The organism is Phycicoccus sonneratiae (assembly GCF_016887965.1).
Taxonomy (GTDB): domain Bacteria; phylum Actinomycetota; class Actinomycetes; order Actinomycetales; family Dermatophilaceae; genus Phycicoccus; species Phycicoccus sonneratiae.
In genome coordinates, this window is sequence record NZ_JAFDVD010000014.1 from 42,550 (window position 1) to 61,987 (window position 19,438).

The following is a 19,438-nucleotide window of genomic DNA, read 5'->3' on the forward strand; positions in this document are numbered from 1 at the left end:
CGGGCCCATCGGAGCGGGCGCCATCACATGGCCTAATGTCAGAACATTAGCACTCTAACGTCCTGCGGACCCCTGCGGAACCCCTCAGCGGTCGTGGACGGTGACGTCGAAGGCGTACTGGTCGTAGCGGTAGCAGTGGTCGCCGTACTCGACCGCCTCGCCCTTGGCCGAGTAGGCGCGGCGGCTCATCGTGAGGAGCGGGTCGCCGGCGGCCAGGCCGAGCAGCTTGCGCTCACGTGCGGTGGGCCGCCGGGCACCGATGGTCTGGTGCGCGATGACCGGGTGGGCACCCCGGGAGCGGAGGACGGCGTAGAGGCTGGCGTCGGCGAGGTCGCCCTCGGTGAGGTCGGCGAACTGCGGCGGGAGCCAGTTGTGCATGAGGGCGGCCGGCACGTCGTCGACCGACCGGAGCCGCACGAGCGACACGAGGGGGGTGTCGGCGGGCAGGCCGAGGGCCTCGGAGGCGACGGCGTCGACGACGTCGGTGTCGAGGGAGACCACGGTCGTCCGTGGCTTCTGTCCCTTGCGGACCATGTCGTCGTAGAGGCTGGTCAGCTCGTCGCGCCGGTGGATGACCTGGCTGGCCACGGTCGTCCCGACCCCGCGACGGCGGACGAGCAGCCCGCGGCCCACGAGCTCGGCGATGGCCCGCCGTACCGTGGGCCGCGAGAGCTCGAGGCGGTCGGCGAGGGCCAGCTCGTTCTCGAACGGGTCGCCGGGCTTGAGCCGGCCGCTGTCGATGGCCGCGGTGAGCTGCTCGGCGAGCTGGTGGTAGAGCGGGACCGGGCTGGCGCGGTCGATGGTGACGGCGATCTCGGGCATGGCGGCAGTGTACGGGCGAGGTTGACAACGAGTCCGCTCTTGCAAATGTCCTAACAAATGTTGACACGAGCCCGGGACGTTTGGCAGCCTTGTCGCCAGACACCCCCACCGACCGCGAGGAGGAACCGTGCCCAACCGGTTCTTCGACGTCCTCGCGATCGGGCGGGTCGGCGTCGACCTCTACCCGATGCAGACCGGCGTCGGCCTCGAGGACGTCGAGACCTTCGGCAAGTTCCTCGGCGGCAGCGCCGGCAACGTCGCGGTCGCGGTGGCCCGGCTGGGGCACAGCGCCGCGCTCGTCAGCCGCACCGGCAACGACCCCTTCGGGTGCTTCGTCACCCGCACCCTCGCCGAGCTCGGCGTCGACCCGGTCTACGTGACGACCGACCCGTCGCTGCCCACCCCGGTCACCTTCTGCGAGATCTTCCCGCCCGACCACTTCCCGCTCTACTTCTACCGCTACCCCCAGGCCCCCGACCTGCGGGTGACGCCCGAGGAGATCGCCCCGGTCGCCGCCCGCGAGAGCCGGCTCTTCTGGACGACCCTCACCGGCCTGTCCGCCGAACCGAGCCGCACCGCCCACGCCACCGCCTGGGCCCTGCGCGGCCGGCGCTCGCACACGGTCGTCGACCTCGACTTCCGCCCGCAGTTCTGGCGCGCCGAGGGCGAGGCCACCCGGGCCGCCGCCGAGGCCCTCGAGGCGAGCACCGTCGCCATCGGCAACCTCGAGGAGTGCCGCGTCGCCGTCGGCACCGACGACCCCGAGGACGCCGCGAAGGCTCTCCTCGACCGCGGGGTCGAGCTCGCCGTCGTCAAGCAGGGCCCCAAGGGCGTGCTCGCCGTCTCGGCCGCGGGCGAGCGGGTCGAGGTGCCCCCGGTCCCCGTCGAGGTGGCCAACGGCCTCGGTGCCGGGGACGCCTTCGGCGGAGCCTTCTGCCACGGCCTGCTCGAGGGCTGGGACCTCGAGCGCACCCTCCGCTTCGCGAACAGCGCGGGCGCGATCGTCGCCTCCCGCCTCGAGTGCTCGACGGCGATGCCCGAGGAGCACGAGGTGCTGGCCCTCATGGACGGGAGCGCGACGTGAGCTCCCTCGACACCGCGGCACTCACGGCCCGCCGTGTCGCCGACCCCGGGGCGGTCGCCGCCGCCTGGGCCGGCCGGCGCCGTCGGTCGGCGCTGAGCGACGACGGCCGGCTGCTGCTCGTGGCCGCCGACCACCCGGCCCGCGGCGCGCTCGCGGTCCGCTCCGACGCCACGGCGATGGCCTCGCGCCCGGCACTCCTCGAGCGGCTGGCGACCGCCCTCGAGCGGCCCGGCGTCGACGGCGTCCTCGGCACCCCCGACGTGCTCGAGGACCTCCTGCTCGCCGGCCTGCTCGACGGCAAGGTCGCCATCGGCTCGATGAACCGGGGCGGCCTCCAGGGGGCGGTCTTCGAGCTCGACGACCGGTTCACCGCCTACGACGCCGACACCCTCGCCGCGAACGGCCTCGAGGGCGGCAAGATGCTCACCCGGGTCGCCCTCGACGACCCGGGCACGGCGCCGACGCTGGAGGCGAGCGGCCGGGCCGTCACCGAGCTCGCCCGGCACGGGCTGATGGCGATGGTCGAGCCGTTCCTCACGGTGCGCCGCACGCCGACCCGCGTCGAGAACCTCCTCGACCCCGACTCGGTCATCTCCTCGATCCACGTCGCCTCCGGGCTCGGGGCCACGAGCGCCCACACCTGGCTCAAGCTCCCGGTCGTCGAGGAGATGGACCGCGTCCTCGACGCCACGACGCTGCCCTGCCTCCTCCTCGGCGGCGACCCCACCGGCGAGCCGGCCGACACCTACGCCCTCTGGGGCAAGGCGCTGGCCCACCCGTCGGCGGCCGGTCTCGTCGTCGGCCGGGCCCTGCTCTTCCCGCCCGACGGCGACGTCGCGTCCGCCGTCGACGTCGCCGCCGACCTCGTCCACGGAGGCTCCCGATGACCTCGCCCACCGGTGTCGGCCTCGACAACCACGACTGGGTCCGGCCCTGGGGGTCCGCACCCGAGGGGCCGTTCCAGGTCTCCGTGGCCCCGACCTCCGCCACGCCGGCGCCCGGCTGGCAGCACACGACCCTGCGGGTCGCCGCGTGCGACGCCGACGCCGTCGTCGAGCACGCGTCCGGTGAGGAGGAGACGCTCGTCGTGCCCCTCGAGGGGTCGTGGCGGGTCGAGGTCACCGACGCCGACGGCACCGTCCACACCGCCGAGCTGCCCGGCCGGGCCACGGTCTTCGACGGGCCCACCGACGTCGTCTACGCCGGGCGGGGCTCCAGCCTGCGCGTCACGAACACGACGGGCGGGGCGGGTCGCGTCGCGTTGTGCGGAGCCCCCGCGACGAAGTCCGAGGCGCCGAAACCGTTCCGGCACATCGAGGCCCGTGACGTGCCCGTCGAGCTGCGGGGCGCCGGGCGAGCGAGCCGCGAGGTCCGGAACATGGGGCTGCCCGACGTGCTCGACGCCGACTCCTTCCTCGTCTGCGAGGTGATCACCCCGGCCGGCAACTGGAGCTCCTGGCCGCCGCACAAGCACGACGAGGAGCGCCCCGGGGTCGAGACCGAGCTCGAGGAGATCTACTACGTCGAGACGCGGGCCACCGACGCGCGCAACACCGACCCGATGGGCTACCTCCGGGTCTACGGCTCCTCGGACGAGCGGCCGCTGGACGTCCTCTCCGAGGTGCGCACCGGCGACGTCGTCCTCGTGCCGCACGGCTGGCACGGCCCCGCCGTCGCCGCCCCCGACGCCGACCTCTACTACCTCAACGTCATGGCCGGCCCCGGCCCCGAGCGGGCCTGGCGGATCTGCGACGACCCCGCGCACGCCTGGGTCCGCGACTCCTGGGCCGACGAACCGGTCGACCCCCGCCTCACGAAGGGACAGCAGTGACCATGCGCATCGGACTCGCGGGCACCGGCCGGATCGGCGCCTTCCACGCGAAGACGCTCTCGACCCTGCCGGGCGTCGACGAGGTCGTCGTCGCCGACCTCGACACCACGCTCGCCGACCGGGTCGCGACCGAGCTCGGCATCGTCAGCGCGCCCTCCATCGACGCCCTGCTCGGGTCGGGCCTCGACGCCTTCGTCATCACCGCCGGCACCGCCGCCCACGCCGACCTCATCGAGGCGGCCGTCGCGCGCGACATCCCGACCTTCTGCGAGAAGCCGGTCGCCCTCGACCTCGAGCGCACCATCGCCCTCGCCGAGCTCGAGGCCCGCAGCGAGGTGCCGGTGCACATCGGCTTCCAGCGGCGCTTCGACGCCGGCTACCGGCGGGTGCAGGCGGCCGTCGCCGCCGGGGAGATCGGTTTCGTCCACACCGTGCGCGCCGCGACGATGGACCAAGCCCCGCCGCACGCGGCGTACCTGCCGACCTCGGGCGGCCTCTTCCGCGACTGCAGCGTGCACGACTTCGACATCGTCCGGTTCGTCACCGGCCGCGAGGTGAGCCGCGTCTTCGCCGTGGGCGCCAACAAGGGCGAGCCGTTCTTCACCGAGGCCGGCGACGTCGACACCGCGGCGGCCACCCTCGTCCTCGACGACGACACGCTCGTCTCGGTCACCGCGACCCGTTACAACGGGGCCGGCCACGACGTGCGGATGGAGGTGCACGGCTCGCAGGGCACCCTCGGGGTCGGGCACGACACGACGCTGGCGATCACCTCGGCCGAGGAGGGCGTCGACTGGCCGCCCGGACCGCGGCACTGGTCGTTCATGGAGCGGTTCCTGCCCGCGTACGTCGCCGAGCTCACCGCCTTCGCGGACGTCGCCCGGGGTGCCGCCCCCAGCCCCTGCACCGTCGCCGACGCGCTCCAGGCCTTCCGCACCGCCGAGGCGTGCGCCCGCTCGATGACCACGGGGCAGCCGGTCGACCTCGCCGACGTCCCTGGGCTGCTCGCCATCGCCCACTGATCGAGACGGCGCGATGCCGTCGAACCTGCTGCATCCGTCGGTCACCGTCGACCTGACACACTGAATCCACCACCTCCACGGACAAGGACCGATACCCGTGAGCACGACCCCCACCCGCATCACCCACCTCCTCGCCGGCGTCCCGTGGGAGGGCACCGCCGAGCGCACGAGCCCCGTCCACAACCCGGCGACGGGCGAGCAGACCGGCGTGCTCGACCTGGCCTCGGCGGACCTCGTCGGCGAGGTCGTCGCCACGGCCAAGCAGGCCTGGACCGAGGAGTGGGGCAACGTCTCGCTCACCAAGCGCACCCAGGTCCTCTTCAAGTTCCGCCAGCTGCTCGACGAGCGCAAGGAGGACATCGCCGCGCTCATCACCGCCGAGCACGGCAAGGTCCTCTCCGACGCCGTCGGCGAGGTGACCCGCGGCCTCGAGGTCGCCGAGTTCGCCTGCGGCATCCCACACCTCATGAAGGGCGGCTTCACCGAGAACGCCTCGACCAAGGTCGACGTGTACTCCATCCGGCAGAGCCTCGGCGTCGTCGCGGTCATCAGCCCGTTCAACTTCCCGGCCATGGTGCCGCTGTGGTTCGTTCCGGTCGCCATCGCCTGCGGCAACGCGGTCGTCATCAAGCCGTCCGAGAAGGACCCGTCGGCCGTCAACGCGGTCGCCGCCCTGTGGAAGGAGGCCGGCCTGCCCGACGGCGTGCTCAACGTCGTCCACGGCGACAAGGAGGCGGTCGACGCCCTCCTCACCCACCCGGACGTCAAGGCCGTCTCGTTCGTCGGCTCGACGCCCATCGCGAAGTACGTCTACGAGACCGGTACCGCGCACGGCAAGCGGGTCCAGGCCCTCGGCGGCGCGAAGAACCACATGCTCGTGCTGCCCGACGCCGACCTCGACCTCGCCGCCGACGCCGCCGTCAACGCCGGGTTCGGCTCGGCCGGCGAGCGCTGCATGGCGATATCGGCCCTGCTCGCCGTCGACACCATCGCCGACGAGCTCGTGCAGAAGATCCAGGACCGGGTCGGCAAGCTCGTCACCGGCGACGGCACCCGCGGCTGCGACATGGGCCCGCTCGTCACCGCACAGCACCGCGACAAGGTCACCTCGTACCTCGACGCCGGCACCGAGGCGGGCGCGACGCTCGTCATCGACGGCCGTGAGGGCGACGTCGACGCCGACGGCGAGGGCTACTTCCTCAAGCCGACGCTCTTCGACAACGTCACCCCGGAGATGTCGGTGTACCAGGACGAGATCTTCGGCCCGGTGCTCTCGGTCGTCCGGGTCAAGACCTACGACGAGGGCCTCAAGCTCATCAACGACAACCCGTACGGCAACGGCACGGCGATCTTCACCAACGACGGCGGTGCCGCCCGGCGCTTCCAGAACGAGGTCGAGGTCGGGATGGTCGGGGTCAACGTGCCGATCCCCGTGCCGATGGCGTACTACTCGTTCGGCGGCTGGAAGAACAGCCTCTTCGGCGACACCCACGCCCACGGCATGGAGGGCGTGCACTTCTTCACCCGCGGCAAGGTCGTCACCTCGCGCTGGCTCGACCCGAGCCACGGCGGCATCGAGCTCGGCTTCCCGCAGAACGCCTGACCCCGCGCCTCTCCCCGACTTCGTGGGGCAGCGTCCGGGCCCCCCCCCCCCCCCGGCGGGGGGGGGGGGGGGGGCGCCCCCCCCCCCCCGGGGCCGGGGCGGGGGGGGGGGGGGGGGGGGGGGGCCGACCCCCCCGGGGGGGGGGGGGGGGGGGGGCGGGGCCCCCGGGGGGCCCCCCCCCCCCCGCGGCCGTCAGGCGATCTCCTTCGTGAGCACCCGCCAGGTCCCGACACCGAGCGGCACCCCGATCCACACGAGGGCCGCGGTCGCGAGGTGGGCCCAGTCCTGCCCGGCCATCGTGCCCTCGGTGAGGGGCTCGGTGACGAGCGACAGGTCGAGCCACGCCGCCACCTTCTCGAAGCCGTCGACGAGCGAGGTGACGATGCTGAACACCGTCGGCAGCAGGAGCGAGGCGACGATGGCCACCGGCGTGTTGAGGAACACGAGGCCGAAGGCGACGCCCTGGACGAGGTAGATCGTCAGGGCGAGCACGAGCCCGAGCGCGGTCGCCGCGGGCACCTCCCACGCGGTCGGCAGGTCCCGGGCCCCGGACCCGACGAGGTGCGCGAGGGCTACGGCGAGCGCCGCCGCCGCGACGACCCCGAGCCCGAGCACCACGGCGGCGACGAGCTTGGCGAGCACCACCCGGCCGCGGTGCGGCTCGAGGGCGAAGGTGACCAGGCCGGTGCGCTGGCTCCACTCGGCCGTCGCGGTCATGATGCCGAGGATGGGCAGGAGCATGACGAGCGGCAGCGTCGCGATGCCGAGCAGCCCGGCGTACGTCGCGTCGGCGGCCTCGCCCCAGACGAGGAAGGCCACGACCGCGACGACGGCGATGCCCGCCGTGACGATGCCGAGCCAGCGGCCCGCCCGGGTGTCGAGGAGCTTGCGCAGCTCGACCCGGAGGAGGCGGCCGAACGGGACGCCGGGGCGGCCGTCGGTGCGGGGCGCGGCAGGTGCGGGGTTCTCCGCGCGGGACGGGGTGCGGGTCGCGGTGCTCACGCCGCCACCTCCCGGGAGTCGTCGGCGGTCAGCCGGAGGAAGAGCTCCTCGAGGCCCTGCGACCCGTGCGGGCGCAGGTCGGTGACGACGATGCCGGCCGCGAGCGCGACCCGGCCGAGGTCGGCGGGCTCGACGTCGACGACCACCCCGTCGGGGGTGAGCGTCGCGGTGTGGCCGGCGGCCTCGAGCGCGACGGCGAGCGCGCCGTCGTCCTCGGAGCGGGCCCGGCTGCCGGAGCCCGCGACGAGCTCGGCCATCGAGCCCTGCGCGACGATCCGCCCGCGCCCGATGACGACGATGTCGTCGGCGACGGCCTGCACCTCGTGGAGCAGGTGCGAGGAGAGCAGGACCGCTCCCCCGCGGTCGGCGAAGTCGCGCAGGAGGGTCCGCATCCAGTGGATGCCCTGGGGGTCGAGGCCGTTGGCCGGCTCGTCGAGGACGAGGACCTCGGGCTCGCCGAGGAAGGCGCCGGCCAGGCCGAGCCGCTGGCGCATCCCGAGGGAGTACGTGCGGACGCGGCGGCCGGCCTCGTCGTCGGTGAGGCCGACGAGCCGGAGCACGTCGTCGACCCGGGTGCGCGGCACGCCGACGGTGAGGGCGGCGAGGGTCAGGGCCTCGCGGCCGGTGCGCCCCGGGTGCTGCGCCGACGCGTCGAGCATGACGCCGACCCGGCTGCCCGGGTTGACGAGGTCGCGGTAGTCCTTCCCGAGCACGGTGGCCCGTCCGCTGGTCGGCGGCGTGAGGCCGGTGAGCATCCGCATGACGGTCGACTTGCCGGCGCCGTTCGGCCCGAGGAAGCCGGTGACCGACCCCGCGGGGACGGAGAAGGTGACGCCGTCCACGGCGGCGACGCGGCCGTAGCGTTTCGTGAGGTTCTCGATCTGGATCATGGGGACGAGCCTGCCGGGGCCGGCGGGGCCGCCACATCGGCCGCGGGTCTCGCGCGGCACCGACCTCGGTCGGTCGTCGGGGCGCCCGGGGTAGACCAAAGACGGACGCGGCCTGGTCCGGAGGGCTCGTAGGGTGACGAGGTGCCCGCTCCCCCGCCCGCCCCGCGCCTCACCTGGTGGGGCCACACGTGGCGCTTCGGCCTCGCCGGGCTCGTGGGTCTGGTCCTCTGGTCGGCGTCGGTGCTCGCGGCGGACGACCCGTCGACGCGCTTCAGCGAGCTGCAGACGGCGTGGGCCGCGGTCGTCGACCCGGTGCTCGGGCTCGTCGCGTTCGGGCTGACGGCGTTCCGGCGCCGGTGGCCGGTGCCGGTCGCCGTCGCCGTCACGCTGCTCTCCGGTGTCTCGGCGGTGGCCGGCGGCGCGTGGGCGCTGGCCCTGTGCACGCTCGCGACCCGTCGGCAGGTCCGCGAGATCGCCCCGCTGGCGCTCCTGTCGCTCCTCGCCTCGCTGGCCTTCGAGGGGATCTACCCCTCGAACCAGTCCCTCCCGTTGTGGGTCGCGGCGCTCGTGGCCGCGCTCGTCGTGGCCGTCGTCGTGGCCATGGGCTCCTCGATCGGCGCCGACCGCGCGCGGGTCCAGTCGCTGCGCGACCGCGCCGAGACGAGCGAGCGCGAGCAGCAGGCCCGGGTGGCCGCCGCCCGCTCCGCCGAGCGCACGCGCATCGCCCGCGAGATGCACGACGTGCTCGCCCACCGCATCTCGCTCGTCGCGATGCACGCCGGAGCCCTGTCCTTCCGCGACGACCTCCCGCGCGAGCAGCAGGCCCAGGTGGCGCGGACCATCGAGGAGAACGCCCACCTCGCGCTGCGCGACCTGCGCGACGTCCTCGGGGTGCTCCGGGCCGAGCTGCCCGACGGCTCGCTCGACCCCGAGCGCCCGCAGCCCGGGCTCGCCGACCTGCCCGACCTCGTCGCCCAGACCCGGGCCGCCGGTACCCGGGTGACCCTCGAGGACCGGTGCCCGCCGGACGTGCCGCCGACCGTCGGCCGCACGGTCTACCGGGTCGCCCAGGAGGCGCTGACCAACGCCCGCAAGCACGCCGCCGGCTGCCCCGTCACCGTGTCGGTCGAGGGCACCGACGGCGACGCCGTCGTCGTCGAGGTCGCGAACCCGGTGCCGGTGTCGGCGCGGTCGGCGGTGCCCGGCTCGGGGCTCGGGCTGCTCGGCCTCGAGGAACGGGTCGACCTCCTCGGCGGCCGCCTGACGCACGGCACCGAGCGCGGGCGCTTCGTCCTCCGGGCCTCGATACCGTGGACGGCATGAGCAGCACGCCGGTCCGGGTCGCCCTCGTCGACGACGACCCGCTCGTGCGGGCCGGGCTGTCGATGATCCTCGGCGGGGACCCGCGCCTCGAGGTCGTCGGGGAGGCCGGCGACGGGTCCGAGGCCGTCGGGCTCGTGCGCTCGAGCCGCCCCGACGTCGTCCTCATGGACATCCGGATGCCCCGGCGCGACGGCATCGCCGCCACCGGTGACGTCCTCGCCCTGCCGGACGCCCCGCGCGTGCTCGTCCTCACGACCTTCGACGCCGACGAGATGGTCCTGCGGGCGCTGCGGGTCGGGGCGCACGGCTTCCTCCTCAAGGACACGCCGCCGGCCCGGCTCGTCGAGGCCGTGCACGCCGTCGCCGCCGGGGAGCCGATCCTCTCGCCGAGCGCGACCTCGGCCCTCATCGCCGCCATCGGCGGTCAGGGCGAGGAGGGGTCGCCCGCGCGGCAGCGGCGCGACGAGGCCCGCCGGGCGCTGCGCGGGCTCACCGAGCGCGAGCTCGAGGTGGCGGTCGACGTCGGTCGGGGCCGCACCAACCAGGAGATCGGGGCGGCGCTGCACCTCAGCGTCGCGACGGTCAAGGCGCACGTCGGGCGCATCCTCACCAAGCTCGGGCTCGAGAACCGCACCCAGGTGGCGATCCTCGTGCACGACGCGGGGGCCGACGCGGACTGAGGAACACCCGGGCGGCGGATCTGGTTGAATGTTCAACGACACACGCCGAGGAGCCCCGCATGACCGCCACCGACACCCCGAGCCGCGGCACCGCCCGTCCGCCGGTCCTCTACCTCAGCCACGGCGCCCCGCCGCTGGCCGACGACGCGACGTGGACCCGCGAGCTCGCCGACTGGGCGCGCGACCTGCCGCGACCCGACGCGGTCCTCATGGTGTCGGCGCACTGGGAGCAGGCGCCGATCTCGGTGTCCGCCACCTCGGGCGACGTGCCGCTCACCTACGACTTCTGGGGCTTCCCGCAGCGCTACTACGAGGTCACCTACGACGCGCCCGGTGCGCCCGAGGTCGCCCGCTCAGTCGCCTCACTGCTCGCCGGGGCCGGCGAGACGCTGCACCAGGACCCCACCCGCGGACTCGACCACGGCGCCTACGTCCCGCTCAAGGAGATGTACCCGGACGCCGACGTGCCGGTCGTCCAGCTCTCGATGCCGACGCTCGACCCGCACCGGCTCTTCGAGCTCGGGCGGCGGCTGGCCCCGCTGCGCGACGAGAACGTGCTCGTCGTCGGCTCGGGCTTCACGACGCACAACCTCGGCTGGTTCGACCCGCGCGCCGGGGCCGACGCCGCCCCGCCGACCCCGTCCTCGGAGTTCGACCACTGGGCCGCCGAGACGGTCGCCGCGGGTGACGTCGACGCCGTGCTCGACTTCCTCGCGAAGGCGCCCGCCGCCCGCGAGGCCCACCCGCGCACCGAGCACTGGGCGCCGCTCTACGTCGCGCTCGGGGCCGCGTCGGTCGGCGGCGACGCCGCCGGCGACAGCGTCATCGACGGCTTCTGGTACGGGTTGAGCAAGCGCTCCTGGCAGTTCGCCTGACCGGCGGCCGGACCGGTTGATCGACCGCACCTGCCGACCAACGACACCGAGCGGCTGCCCGCGGGTGTCGTGAGCACGGCCCGTCACGCCCCGCGGCCTCCGTGTCGTCCGCCGGTCGGGGCGGCAGACTGGCCGGCATGAGCGACGTGCACCTGTCGACCCCGCAGCACCTCGGCGGCCTCGAGCTCGCCGTCGACCGGCTCGGCGCCTGGGCCGAGGCGGCCGGTCCCGACGCCCCCGTGCCGACCTGTCCCGGGTGGACCGTCCGCGAGCTCGTCGTGCACCAGGGCGCGGTGCACCGCTGGGCGACGGCGATGCTGCGTGGCGGCGACCCGCGCGCCGTCGACATCGGCGACTTCGAGGGCGAGGGGGCCGCGGCCGACGACCTCGGCGGGTGGCTGCGGGCCGGCGCGGCCGACCTGCTCGACACCCTCCGGGACGCACCCGACGACCTCGAGGCGTTCACCTTCCTCAAGGATGCCCCTCCGGCGCGGCTGTTCTGGGCCCGCCGCCAGCACCACGAGACGACCGTCCACGCGCTCGACGCCCTCGCCGCCCTCGAGCGCCGCGCCCCCGAGCCCGCCGACGCGTGGTTCGACGACGCCACCGCCCTCGACGGCATCGACGAGCTGCTCGTCGGCTTCTGGCCCCGCCGCACCAAGGGCCCTCGCGCGGAGGGCGACCCGTACCGCGCCGTCGTCTCGGCCGCGGACCGGCGCTGGCTGCTCGACATCGGGTCCGAGGCACCCGTCGTCCGCGAGCTCCCGCCCGAGGAGGCCGCCCCGGTCGAGGCGCTCGTCCTCGAAGGCTCCCCGGTCGAGGTGTACCTCGCGCTGTGGAACCGCGGGGGCGCACCCGACGACCCCGCCGGCCTCCTCGGCCGCTGGAGCCACCACGGGCGGATCACCTAGCCCGCGAGGTGCTCCGCGAGGAAGGCGTCGATGCGTCGCCAGGCGTCCGCGGCCGCCTCGGGCTCCGGCCCGGCGTGCAGGACGAGGCGCGTCACCGGGGCCAGCCACCACGGCGCGGTGGCCACCGGGTTGAGGAACGAGTGCCCGGCGTGCGGGTACTCGCGGACGTCGTGCGGCACCCCGCGGGCCTCGAGCGCGACCTCCAGGCGCTCGGCCGCCCCGGTGAGGCTGCGGTCGCGACCGCCGTAGCTCGCGACGACGGGACAGGCGGCGTCGAGGGCGTCCGGCGAGGACGGCAGCATCCCGTAGTTGACGGCCGACGCCGCCCATCCCGGCCGGCCCGCGAGGGCCAGCGCGAACGAGCCGCCCATGCAGAACCCGATGACCCCGACCCGCCCCGAGCAGCGCGGGTCGGCGAGCAGCCGGGCCCGGGCCGCCTCGACGTCGTCGAACGCCGGGCCGCTCCCCCGCCGCAGCGCCGCGAAGGTCGCCCGCAGGCAGGCCGCCCGGCGACCGCGCGAGAACAGGTCGGGCGCGAGCGTGAGGTACCCGGCGCCCGCCATCCGGTCGGCGTGGCCGCGCATCGTGTCGTCGAGCCCGAACGCCTCGTGGACGAGGACGAGCCCCGGCCACGGCCCGTCCCCCGGCGGAACCGCGAGGTGGGCGTCGAGGTCGCCCACCCGCGTCGGCCCGGCGGCCACGGTCAGTGCCCGGAGCGGGGCTTCTTGCGGGGCGCCGGCCGGGTGGGGTCGTCGGACACCGGCTCGACGTGCTCGGGCACGACGATCGGCCGGATCCGCGCCCACGCCATGAAGCCGACGCCGACGACGAGGAGGGCGAGCCCGGCCCAGAGGTTGGCGTTGACCCCGTCGGTCTTCTCCGCCTCGATGTCGGCGAACAACCCCATGAGGGTGAGGATCACGCCGTAGATGGCGAGCAGCCCGCCGATGACGTTGCGGATGTCGAAGGCGCCTGCCTTGTGCGTCTCTGCCATGACTGCTCCTTCGTCAGAAGAGGATGTTGAGGACGACGACCATGGCGAGCGCCACCCCGGCCAGCGGGACGGTGCGGCGGTACCAGGGGTAGGTCGCCTCGTTGGGGTCGGCGCGCTGCTCGACCGGGGTCTCCGAGTACACGAGACCGACGAGCTCGGACGCCGGCTTGGGCTGGGTCACCATCGTCACCGCCACCGAGACGGCGATGTCGACGACGAAGGCCGTGGAGGCCGCCACGAACGCCGCGCCCTGCCCGGAGAGCGGGATGACGCCGAGGCTCAGCCCGCCGAGCGTGCCGTCGCTGAGCACCGCGACGACGATCGCCGACAGGGTGCCGGACACCAGCCCCGCCCACCCGGCGGTCGGGGTCATCCGTTTCCAGAACATGCCGAGGATGAAGGTGGCGAACAACGGGGCGTTGAAGAACCCGAACAACGTCTGGAGGTAGTCCATGACGTTGCCGAACGAGCTCGCGACGAGGGCGGTGAAGATCGCGATGAAGGTCGCGCCCACCGTCGCGAGCCGGCCGATCCGCAGGTAGTAGTCGTCGGTGCGGTCCTTGCGGATGTACCGCTCCCACAGGTCGTAGCTGAAGACCGTGTTGAACGCCGAGATGTTCGCCGCCATGCCGGCCATGAACGCGGCGAGCAGACCGGTGATCGCGAGCCCCAGCAGGCCGTTGGGGAGCAGGTCGCGCATGAGGTAGAGCAGCGAGTCGTTGTACTTGACGCCCTCGCCGGACGCGCCGCCGGCCGGGCTGCCGCCCTGCTTGAGCTCGACGATCTCCTTGACGAGCACCGCGGCGAGCATGCCCGGGAAGATCGTGAGGAAGGGGACGAACATCTTCGGGAAGGCCCCGATGACCGGCGTCTTGCGCGCCGCCGAGATCGACTCCGAGGCCATCGCCCGCTGCACCTCGACGAAGTTCGTCGTCCAGTACCCGAAGGAGAGGACGAAGCCGAGGCCGAAGACGATGCCGACGACCGACAGGAAGCCGCTGTCGAAGCCGGTGAGCGCCTGACCGGGCCACGACTCCAGCTGCTGGCTCGCCGGCGGCACACCGGCGCTCGCCGGGGCGGTCTCGGCGACCTGGGTGAGCTTCTCCTTCAGGCCGTCGTAGCCGCCGACCTTGTGCAGCCCGAGGAGCACGAGCGGCAGCAGGCTCGCGACGATGACGAAGAACTGCAGCACCTCGTTGTAGATCGCCGCCGACAGGCCGCCGAGGGTGATGTACGAGAGGACGATGATCGCCGCGACGATGAGCGCGATCCACAGCGGCCAGCCGAGCAGCGCGTGGACGATCGAGCCGAGCAGGTAGAGGTTGACGCCCGCGATGAGCAGCTGGGCGACGGCGAAGGAGATCGCGTTGACGAGGTGGGCCCCGGTGCCGAAGCGCCGGAACATGAACTCGGGGACCGAGCGCACCTTCGAGCCGTAGTAGAAGGGCATCATCACGACGCCGAGGAAGAGCATCGCGGGGATGGCGCCGACCCAGAAGTAGTGGACCGTCGGGATGCCGAACTGCGCCCCGTTGGCGCTCATGCCCATGATCTCGACGGCGCCGAGGTTGGCCGAGATGAAGGCCAGCCCGGTGACCCACGCCGGGAGCGAGCGCCCGGAGAGGAAGAAGTCGACCGAGTCGGAGACCGAGCGCCGCGCGAGCAGGCCGATGCCGAGGACGAAGGCGAAGTAGACGACGAGGATGAGGTAGTCGACCGGGTTCGCCTGGATGAGGGTGTCCGCCGCGGGCAGGACCGCCGGCATCCCCTCCACCAACGACTGTGCTCCTGCAGCGACCACACCCACCACCCGCTCCACGTCGAGGGACGGTGCCGGACCCGGCACCGTCCGTCACGCTAGCCCTTCGCACCCGGCCGGTCGGGCCCGCGGGACAGCCGAGTTCGGCCGGGCGCGAAGGGGGTCAGCCGCGCGGGCCGGCCAGCGCGGGCGCACCGGGCGCGCCCGGTGCGCCGGGACCGGCCGCCGTCTCGTCGTCGGGGTCGGCCACCGCGCCAGCGAACTGCGCGGCGTGCAGCCGCGCGAACGCTCCTCCGGCGGCGAGCAGCTCGGCGTGCGAGCCGCGCTCGACGATGCGCCCGTCCTCCATGACGAGGATGAGGTCGGCGTCGCGGATGGTCGAGAGCCGGTGCGCGATGACGAAGCTCGTGCGGTCGCTGCGCAGCGCGGCCATCGCGTGCTGGACGAGGAGCTCGGTGCGGGTGTCGACCGAGCTCGTCGCCTCGTCGAGGATGAGCAGCGAGGGGTCGGCGAGGAAGGCCCGCGCGATGGTGATGAGCTGGCGCTCGCCCGCGCTGATGTTGTCGGCCTCGGCGTTGAGCAGCGTGTCGTAGCCGTCGGGCAGCGAGTGCACGAACCGGTCGACGTAGGTGGCCCGGGCCGCCTCGAGGATCTCCTCCTCGGTCGCCCCCGGCCGGCCGTAGGCGATGTTGTCGTGGATCGTGCCGGCGAAGAGCCAGGTGTCCTGGAGCACCATGCCCGTGCGCGAGCGCAGGTCGTGGCGGGTCAGCTCGCGGATGTCCCTGCCGTCCAACGTGATCCGGCCGCCGTCGAGCTCGTAGAAGCGCATGACGAGGTTGACGAGCGTCGTCTTGCCGGCGCCGGTCGGGCCGACGATGGCGACGGTCTGGCCGGGCTCGACGACGAGGTCGAGGTGCTCGATGAGCGGCTTCTCGGGGGTGTAGGAGAACGAGACGTCCTCGAAGGCGACCCGCCCGCGGGGGTCGTCGATGCGGGCCGGTGTGCCGGAGTCGGGCTCCTGCTCGGGTGCGTCGAGGACCTCGAACACCCGCTCGGCGGAGGCGACCCCGCTCTGCATGAGGTTGGCCATCGAGGCCACCTGGGTGAGCGGCTGGGTGAACTGGCGCGAGTACTGGATGAACGCCTGCACGTCACCGAGGCTCATCGACCCGGACGCCACCCGCAGCCCGCCGACGACGGCGATGGCGACGTAGTTGAGGTTCCCGATGAACATCAGCGTCGGCATGATGACGCCGCTGATGAACTGCGCCTTGAAGCTCGCGTCGTAGAGGGCGTCGTTGCGCTCGGCGAACTCGCGGTCGGCCTCGGCCCGGCGCCCGAAGACCTTGACGAGCTCGTGCCCGGTGAAGGTCTCCTCGACGACGGCGTTGACCTGGCCCGTGCTCTTCCACTGCTGGACGAAGTGGCCCTGCGAGCGCTTGCCGATGGCCGCCGTGACGACCATCGTCACCGGGATCGTCACGAGGGCGATGACCGCGAGCAGCGGCGAGATGTAGAGCATCATCGCGATCATCGCGACGACCGTGAGCAGCGAGGTGACGAGCTGGCTCAGGGTCTGCTGGAGGCTCTGCGCGACGTTGTCGATGTCGTTGGTGACCCGGCTGAGCAGCTCGCCGCGCGGCTGGGCGTCGAAGTACGGGAGCGGCAGCCGGTTGAGCTTGTCCTCGACGTCGCGCCGCAGCCGGAAGACGGTGCGATTCACCGCGGTCGTCAGCAGCCGCCCCTGGACGAGCTGGAGCCCGGCGGCCACGACGTAGATCGCGAGCACGACGAGCAGCACGCGCCCGACGGCCCCGAAGTCGATGCCCTGCCCGGGCACGACGTGGTCCATCGCGGCGAGGACGTCGGCGACGGTGCCCCGCCCCTGGGCCCGCAGCCCCTCCACGGCCTGCTCCTGGGTGACGCCGGCCGGGATCTGTCGGCTGAAGACGCCGGCGAAGACGAGGTCGGTGGCGCGGCCGAGGATCTTCGGGCCGATCGCGTTGAGCACCACCGAGACGAGCGCGAGCACGAGCGAGCCCGCGACGACCGCGCGATCCGGGCGCAGCAGGCCGAGGACGCGCTTCGCGGACGGCACGAAGTCCTGGGACTTCTCGGTGGGCATGCCGAGCTGGGCGTGCGGCGGGCCGCCGCGGCGCGCACCGGCCGGTCCGCGCCGCTCCTCGGCGGCCTTCTCCTCGGCGGACTTCAGCTCGCTCATGCGACCTCCTCCATCGCCTGCTGGCTCTCGACGATCTCGACGTACGTGGGGCAGGAGCCGAGCAGCTCCTCGTGGGTGCCGACGCCGACGACCGCGCCGTCCTCGAGGACGACGACCTGGTCGGCGTGGACGATGCTCGAGACGCGCTGGGCGACGACGACGACCGTGGCCTCCCGGGTGACCGGCCGCAGGGCGGCCCGCAGCCGGGCGTCGGTGGCGACGTCGAGCGCCGAGAAGGCGTCGTCGAAGAGGTAGACGGCCGGTCGCCGGACGAGGGCCCGGGCGATGGCCAGCCGCTGGCGCTGCCCGCCGCTGACGTTGGTGCCGCCCTGGGAGATCGGGGCGTCGAGGCCCCCGGGCATCTCGCGGACGAAGTCCTCGGCCTGGGCGATGCGCAGCGCCGCCCAGAGGTCGTCGTCGGTGGCGTCGGCGTCGCCGTGGCGCAGGTTGCTCGCGACCGTGCCGCTGAAGAGGTAGGGGCGCTGGGGCACGAGCCCGATGTGCCGCCAGAGGTCCTCGAGCTCGGCGTCCCGGACGTCGACGCCGCCGAGCAGCACGGCCCCGCCGGTGACGTCGTGCAGCCGGGGGACGAGGCCGACAAGGGTGGTCTTGCCGGCGCCGGTCGACCCGATGACGGCGGTCGTCGTGCCGGGCCGGGCGGTGAACGAGACCTCGCGGAGGACCGGCTCGTCGGCGCCGGGGTAGGCGAAGGTCGCGGCCCGCAGCTCGAGCTCGACCGGGCCGGCAGGGATCGCGACGGGGTCGGTGGCCGGCCGCACCGACGAGGAGGTGTCGAGCACCTCGACGATGCGCCCGGCCGAGACGGTGGCGCGCGGGATCATCATCGACATGAAGGTCGCCATCATCACGGACATGAGGATCTGGATGAGGTAGGACATGAACGCCGTCAGCGCCCCGACCTGCATGGCGCCGGAGTCGACGCGGTGCGCACCGAACCAGATGACGGCGACGGTCGAGAGGTTGAAGACGACCATGACGATCGGGAAGGCGAGCGCCATGAGCCGGCCGACGGCCAGCGCGGTGCCGGTGTAGGTGCGGTTCGCCTCGCCGAAGCGCTCGCGCTCGACGTCCTCGCGGACGAAGGCCCGCACGACCCGGATGCCGGTGATCTGTTCGCGCAGGATGCGGTTGACGGTGTCGACGGCCTTCTGCATCGCCCGGAAGTGCGGCACCATCCGGCTGATGACGAGGCCGACCGACAGGCCGAGCAGGGGCACGGCGACCGCGACGAGCCACGAGAGGCCGATGTCCTCGCGCAGGGCCATGAAGACGCCGCCGACCATCATGATCGGCGCCGAGACCATGATCGCGAGCCCCATGTAAACGACCTGCTGGACCTGGGTGACGTCGTTCGTCGAGCGGCTGATGAGCGTCGGGGCGCCGAACGAGGAGACCTCGCGGGCCGAGAACGAGCCGACCCGGGAGAAGACGGCCGCGCGCACGTCGCGCCCGAGGGAGGCCGAGGTGAGGGCGGCGATGCGCGTGGCGGCGATCGTCGCGACGACCTGGAGCAGCGAGACGCCGAGCATCCACGTCCCGGCGGTGACGATGAAGCCGGTGTCCCCGACCGCGACCCCCTCGTCGATGATCCGGCCGTTGAGGCTCGGCAGGTAGAGCGAGGCCAGGGTGCCGGCGAGCTGGAGGACGAGCAGCAGCGTCAGCGGGCCGGCGTAGGGCCGCAGGTGGGTGCGGACGAGGCGGAGCAGCATCAGGTGCCCTTCCGGTCGGTGTGGTGACGGGTGCCGTCGAGGACGACGGAGACGATCTCGGCGGCGTCGAGCCGGCCGGTGGACATCAGCGGGTGGACGCTCGAGAGGGTGAGCAGCTGGAGGAGGCTGACGACCTCGTCCACGGGGCGCCGCAGGGACGAGGCGTCGGACCCGACGAGGTCGGTGAAGGCGGAGTCGACGGCGGGGTCGGTGCGGCCGCGGCGGCGCTTGGCGTCGACCGGGGCCGGGGCGCCCGCGTGGTGGAGTACCGAGATGAGCCCGACGACGCGCTCGACGTGGCGCTGCATCACGGCCACGCCGGCGACGAGCCGCTCGTCGAGGCTGAGGGTGGTGTCGATGCCGCGCAGCTCGGCGACGGCGGGAGTGGAATCGAACACGGCTGCGACACAGGCCTGCACGAGCTCGTCCTTGGTGCCGAAGGCGCGGAACAGGGTGCCCTCCGCGATGCCGGCGGCCTCGGCGACCTGCTTGGTCGTCAGGGTCGTGCCGTGCTCGCGGAGGAGCGGGATGGCCACCTCGACGAGCGCCGTGCGGCGGTCCTCGGGGCTCATGGCGGGGGCTCGGGGGGTCACGAGCGTCGATCATAAATGAGTGAGCACTCACTCACAAGCGGTTTCCGGACACGCGGCGGCCCCGCCCTCGGTGGCAGGGAGGTGAGGGCGGGGCCGTC

The 19,438-nt window shown here is 73.6% G+C and carries 18 protein-coding genes; 9 read left to right on the forward strand and 9 right to left on the reverse strand.

The genetic code is table 11. The annotated features are described in order from the left end of the window. Positions 1-84: 84 nt before the first annotated feature. Positions 85-822: a GntR family transcriptional regulator gene (locus JQN70_RS13065; protein WP_204131795.1), complete on the reverse strand. Its 738-nt coding sequence runs from the start codon at positions 820-822 to the stop codon at positions 85-87. A gap of 127 nt (positions 823-949) precedes the next feature. Here JQN70_RS13065 and iolC point away from each other — a divergent pair, with 127 nt between their 5' ends. From iolC to JQN70_RS13090, 5 genes are all read left to right on the forward strand, one after another. After that, positions 950-1,906 (forward strand): 5-dehydro-2-deoxygluconokinase, encoded by a 957-nt coding sequence (iolC, locus tag JQN70_RS13070; RefSeq protein ID WP_307835971.1) that lies wholly within the window; start codon positions 950-952, stop codon positions 1,904-1,906. Beyond that, the gene (locus tag JQN70_RS13075; protein WP_204131796.1) at positions 1,903-2,793 is read left to right on the forward strand and encodes a Cgl0159 family (beta/alpha)8-fold protein; all 891 of its coding nucleotides are present in this window, start codon (positions 1,903-1,905) and stop codon (positions 2,791-2,793) included. Before iolC ends, JQN70_RS13075 begins: the two co-directional genes overlap by 4 nt. Then, positions 2,790-3,737, forward strand: coding sequence for a 5-deoxy-glucuronate isomerase (gene iolB / locus JQN70_RS13080; protein ID WP_204131797.1), 948 nt, complete (start codon positions 2,790-2,792; stop codon positions 3,735-3,737). Before JQN70_RS13075 ends, iolB begins: the two co-directional genes overlap by 4 nt. A 2-nt stretch (positions 3,738-3,739) precedes the next feature. Further along, on the forward strand, positions 3,740-4,759 hold the full coding sequence (locus JQN70_RS13085) for a Gfo/Idh/MocA family protein (RefSeq protein WP_204131798.1): 1,020 nt from the start codon (positions 3,740-3,742) through the stop codon (positions 4,757-4,759). Between the two features lie 97 nt (positions 4,760-4,856). Further along, positions 4,857-6,362 (forward strand): CoA-acylating methylmalonate-semialdehyde dehydrogenase, encoded by a 1,506-nt coding sequence (locus JQN70_RS13090; RefSeq protein ID WP_204131799.1) that lies wholly within the window; start codon positions 4,857-4,859, stop codon positions 6,360-6,362. A 192-nt stretch (positions 6,363-6,554) separates the two neighbouring features. On the opposite strand, the gene JQN70_RS13095 is transcribed toward JQN70_RS13090, so the two are convergent. Together JQN70_RS13095 and JQN70_RS13100 are read right to left on the reverse strand one after the other, a co-directional pair. Beyond that, positions 6,555-7,364 (reverse strand): ABC transporter permease, encoded by an 810-nt coding sequence (locus JQN70_RS13095; protein ID WP_204131800.1) that lies wholly within the window; start codon positions 7,362-7,364, stop codon positions 6,555-6,557. Next, on the reverse strand, positions 7,361-8,254 hold the full coding sequence (locus tag JQN70_RS13100) for an ABC transporter ATP-binding protein (RefSeq protein WP_204131801.1): 894 nt from the start codon (positions 8,252-8,254) through the stop codon (positions 7,361-7,363). Before JQN70_RS13100 ends, JQN70_RS13095 begins: the two co-directional genes overlap by 4 nt. A 141-nt stretch (positions 8,255-8,395) precedes the next feature. On the opposite strand from JQN70_RS13100, the gene JQN70_RS20995 reads away from it, so the two are divergent. From JQN70_RS20995 to JQN70_RS13120, 4 genes are all read left to right on the forward strand, one after another. Next, a complete protein-coding gene (locus tag JQN70_RS20995) occupies positions 8,396-9,577 on the forward strand; it encodes a sensor histidine kinase (RefSeq protein ID WP_204131802.1) in 1,182 nt (393 codons plus the stop codon). After that, positions 9,574-10,257, forward strand: coding sequence for a response regulator (locus JQN70_RS13110; protein ID WP_204131803.1), 684 nt, complete (start codon positions 9,574-9,576; stop codon positions 10,255-10,257). Before JQN70_RS20995 ends, JQN70_RS13110 begins: the two co-directional genes overlap by 4 nt. A 59-nt stretch (positions 10,258-10,316) precedes the next feature. Continuing rightward, the gene (locus JQN70_RS13115) at positions 10,317-11,132 is read left to right on the forward strand and encodes a dioxygenase family protein (RefSeq protein WP_204131804.1); all 816 of its coding nucleotides are present in this window, start codon (positions 10,317-10,319) and stop codon (positions 11,130-11,132) included. Between the two features lie 137 nt (positions 11,133-11,269). Next, positions 11,270-12,043 carry a maleylpyruvate isomerase family mycothiol-dependent enzyme gene (locus JQN70_RS13120; protein ID WP_204131805.1) on the forward strand — a complete coding sequence of 258 codons (774 nt, stop codon included), beginning with the start codon at positions 11,270-11,272 and terminating at the stop codon, positions 12,041-12,043. Here the strand turns inward: JQN70_RS13120 and JQN70_RS13125 are convergent. The 6 genes from JQN70_RS13125 to JQN70_RS13150 all read right to left on the reverse strand — a co-directional run bounded on the left by JQN70_RS13125 (position 12,040) and on the right by JQN70_RS13150 (position 19,340). Next, the gene (locus JQN70_RS13125; RefSeq protein ID WP_307835972.1) at positions 12,040-12,744 is read right to left on the reverse strand and encodes a dienelactone hydrolase family protein; all 705 of its coding nucleotides are present in this window, start codon (positions 12,742-12,744) and stop codon (positions 12,040-12,042) included. The genes JQN70_RS13120 and JQN70_RS13125 overlap by 4 nt on opposite strands. Before the next feature lie 2 nt (positions 12,745-12,746). Next, on the reverse strand, positions 12,747-13,037 hold the full coding sequence (locus tag JQN70_RS13130) for a hypothetical protein (protein WP_204131806.1): 291 nt from the start codon (positions 13,035-13,037) through the stop codon (positions 12,747-12,749). A 13-nt stretch (positions 13,038-13,050) separates the two neighbouring features. Continuing rightward, positions 13,051-14,802 carry a sodium:solute symporter family protein gene (locus JQN70_RS13135; RefSeq protein WP_204131843.1) on the reverse strand — a complete coding sequence of 584 codons (1,752 nt, stop codon included), beginning with the start codon at positions 14,800-14,802 and terminating at the stop codon, positions 13,051-13,053. Positions 14,803-14,959: 157 nt separating this feature from the next. Further along, positions 14,960-17,017: an ABC transporter ATP-binding protein gene (locus tag JQN70_RS13140; RefSeq protein ID WP_204131807.1), complete on the reverse strand. Its 2,058-nt coding sequence runs from the start codon at positions 17,015-17,017 to the stop codon at positions 14,960-14,962. Continuing rightward, the gene (locus tag JQN70_RS13145) at positions 17,014-18,747 is read right to left on the reverse strand and encodes an ABC transporter ATP-binding protein (protein ID WP_204131808.1); all 1,734 of its coding nucleotides are present in this window, start codon (positions 18,745-18,747) and stop codon (positions 17,014-17,016) included. Before JQN70_RS13145 ends, JQN70_RS13140 begins: the two co-directional genes overlap by 4 nt. Next, positions 18,747-19,340, reverse strand: a complete 594-nt coding sequence (locus tag JQN70_RS13150; RefSeq protein ID WP_204131809.1) for a TetR/AcrR family transcriptional regulator — start codon at positions 19,338-19,340, stop codon at positions 18,747-18,749. The genes JQN70_RS13145 and JQN70_RS13150 overlap by 1 nt, the downstream gene beginning before the upstream one ends. Between the last annotated feature and the right edge of the window lie 98 nt (positions 19,341-19,438).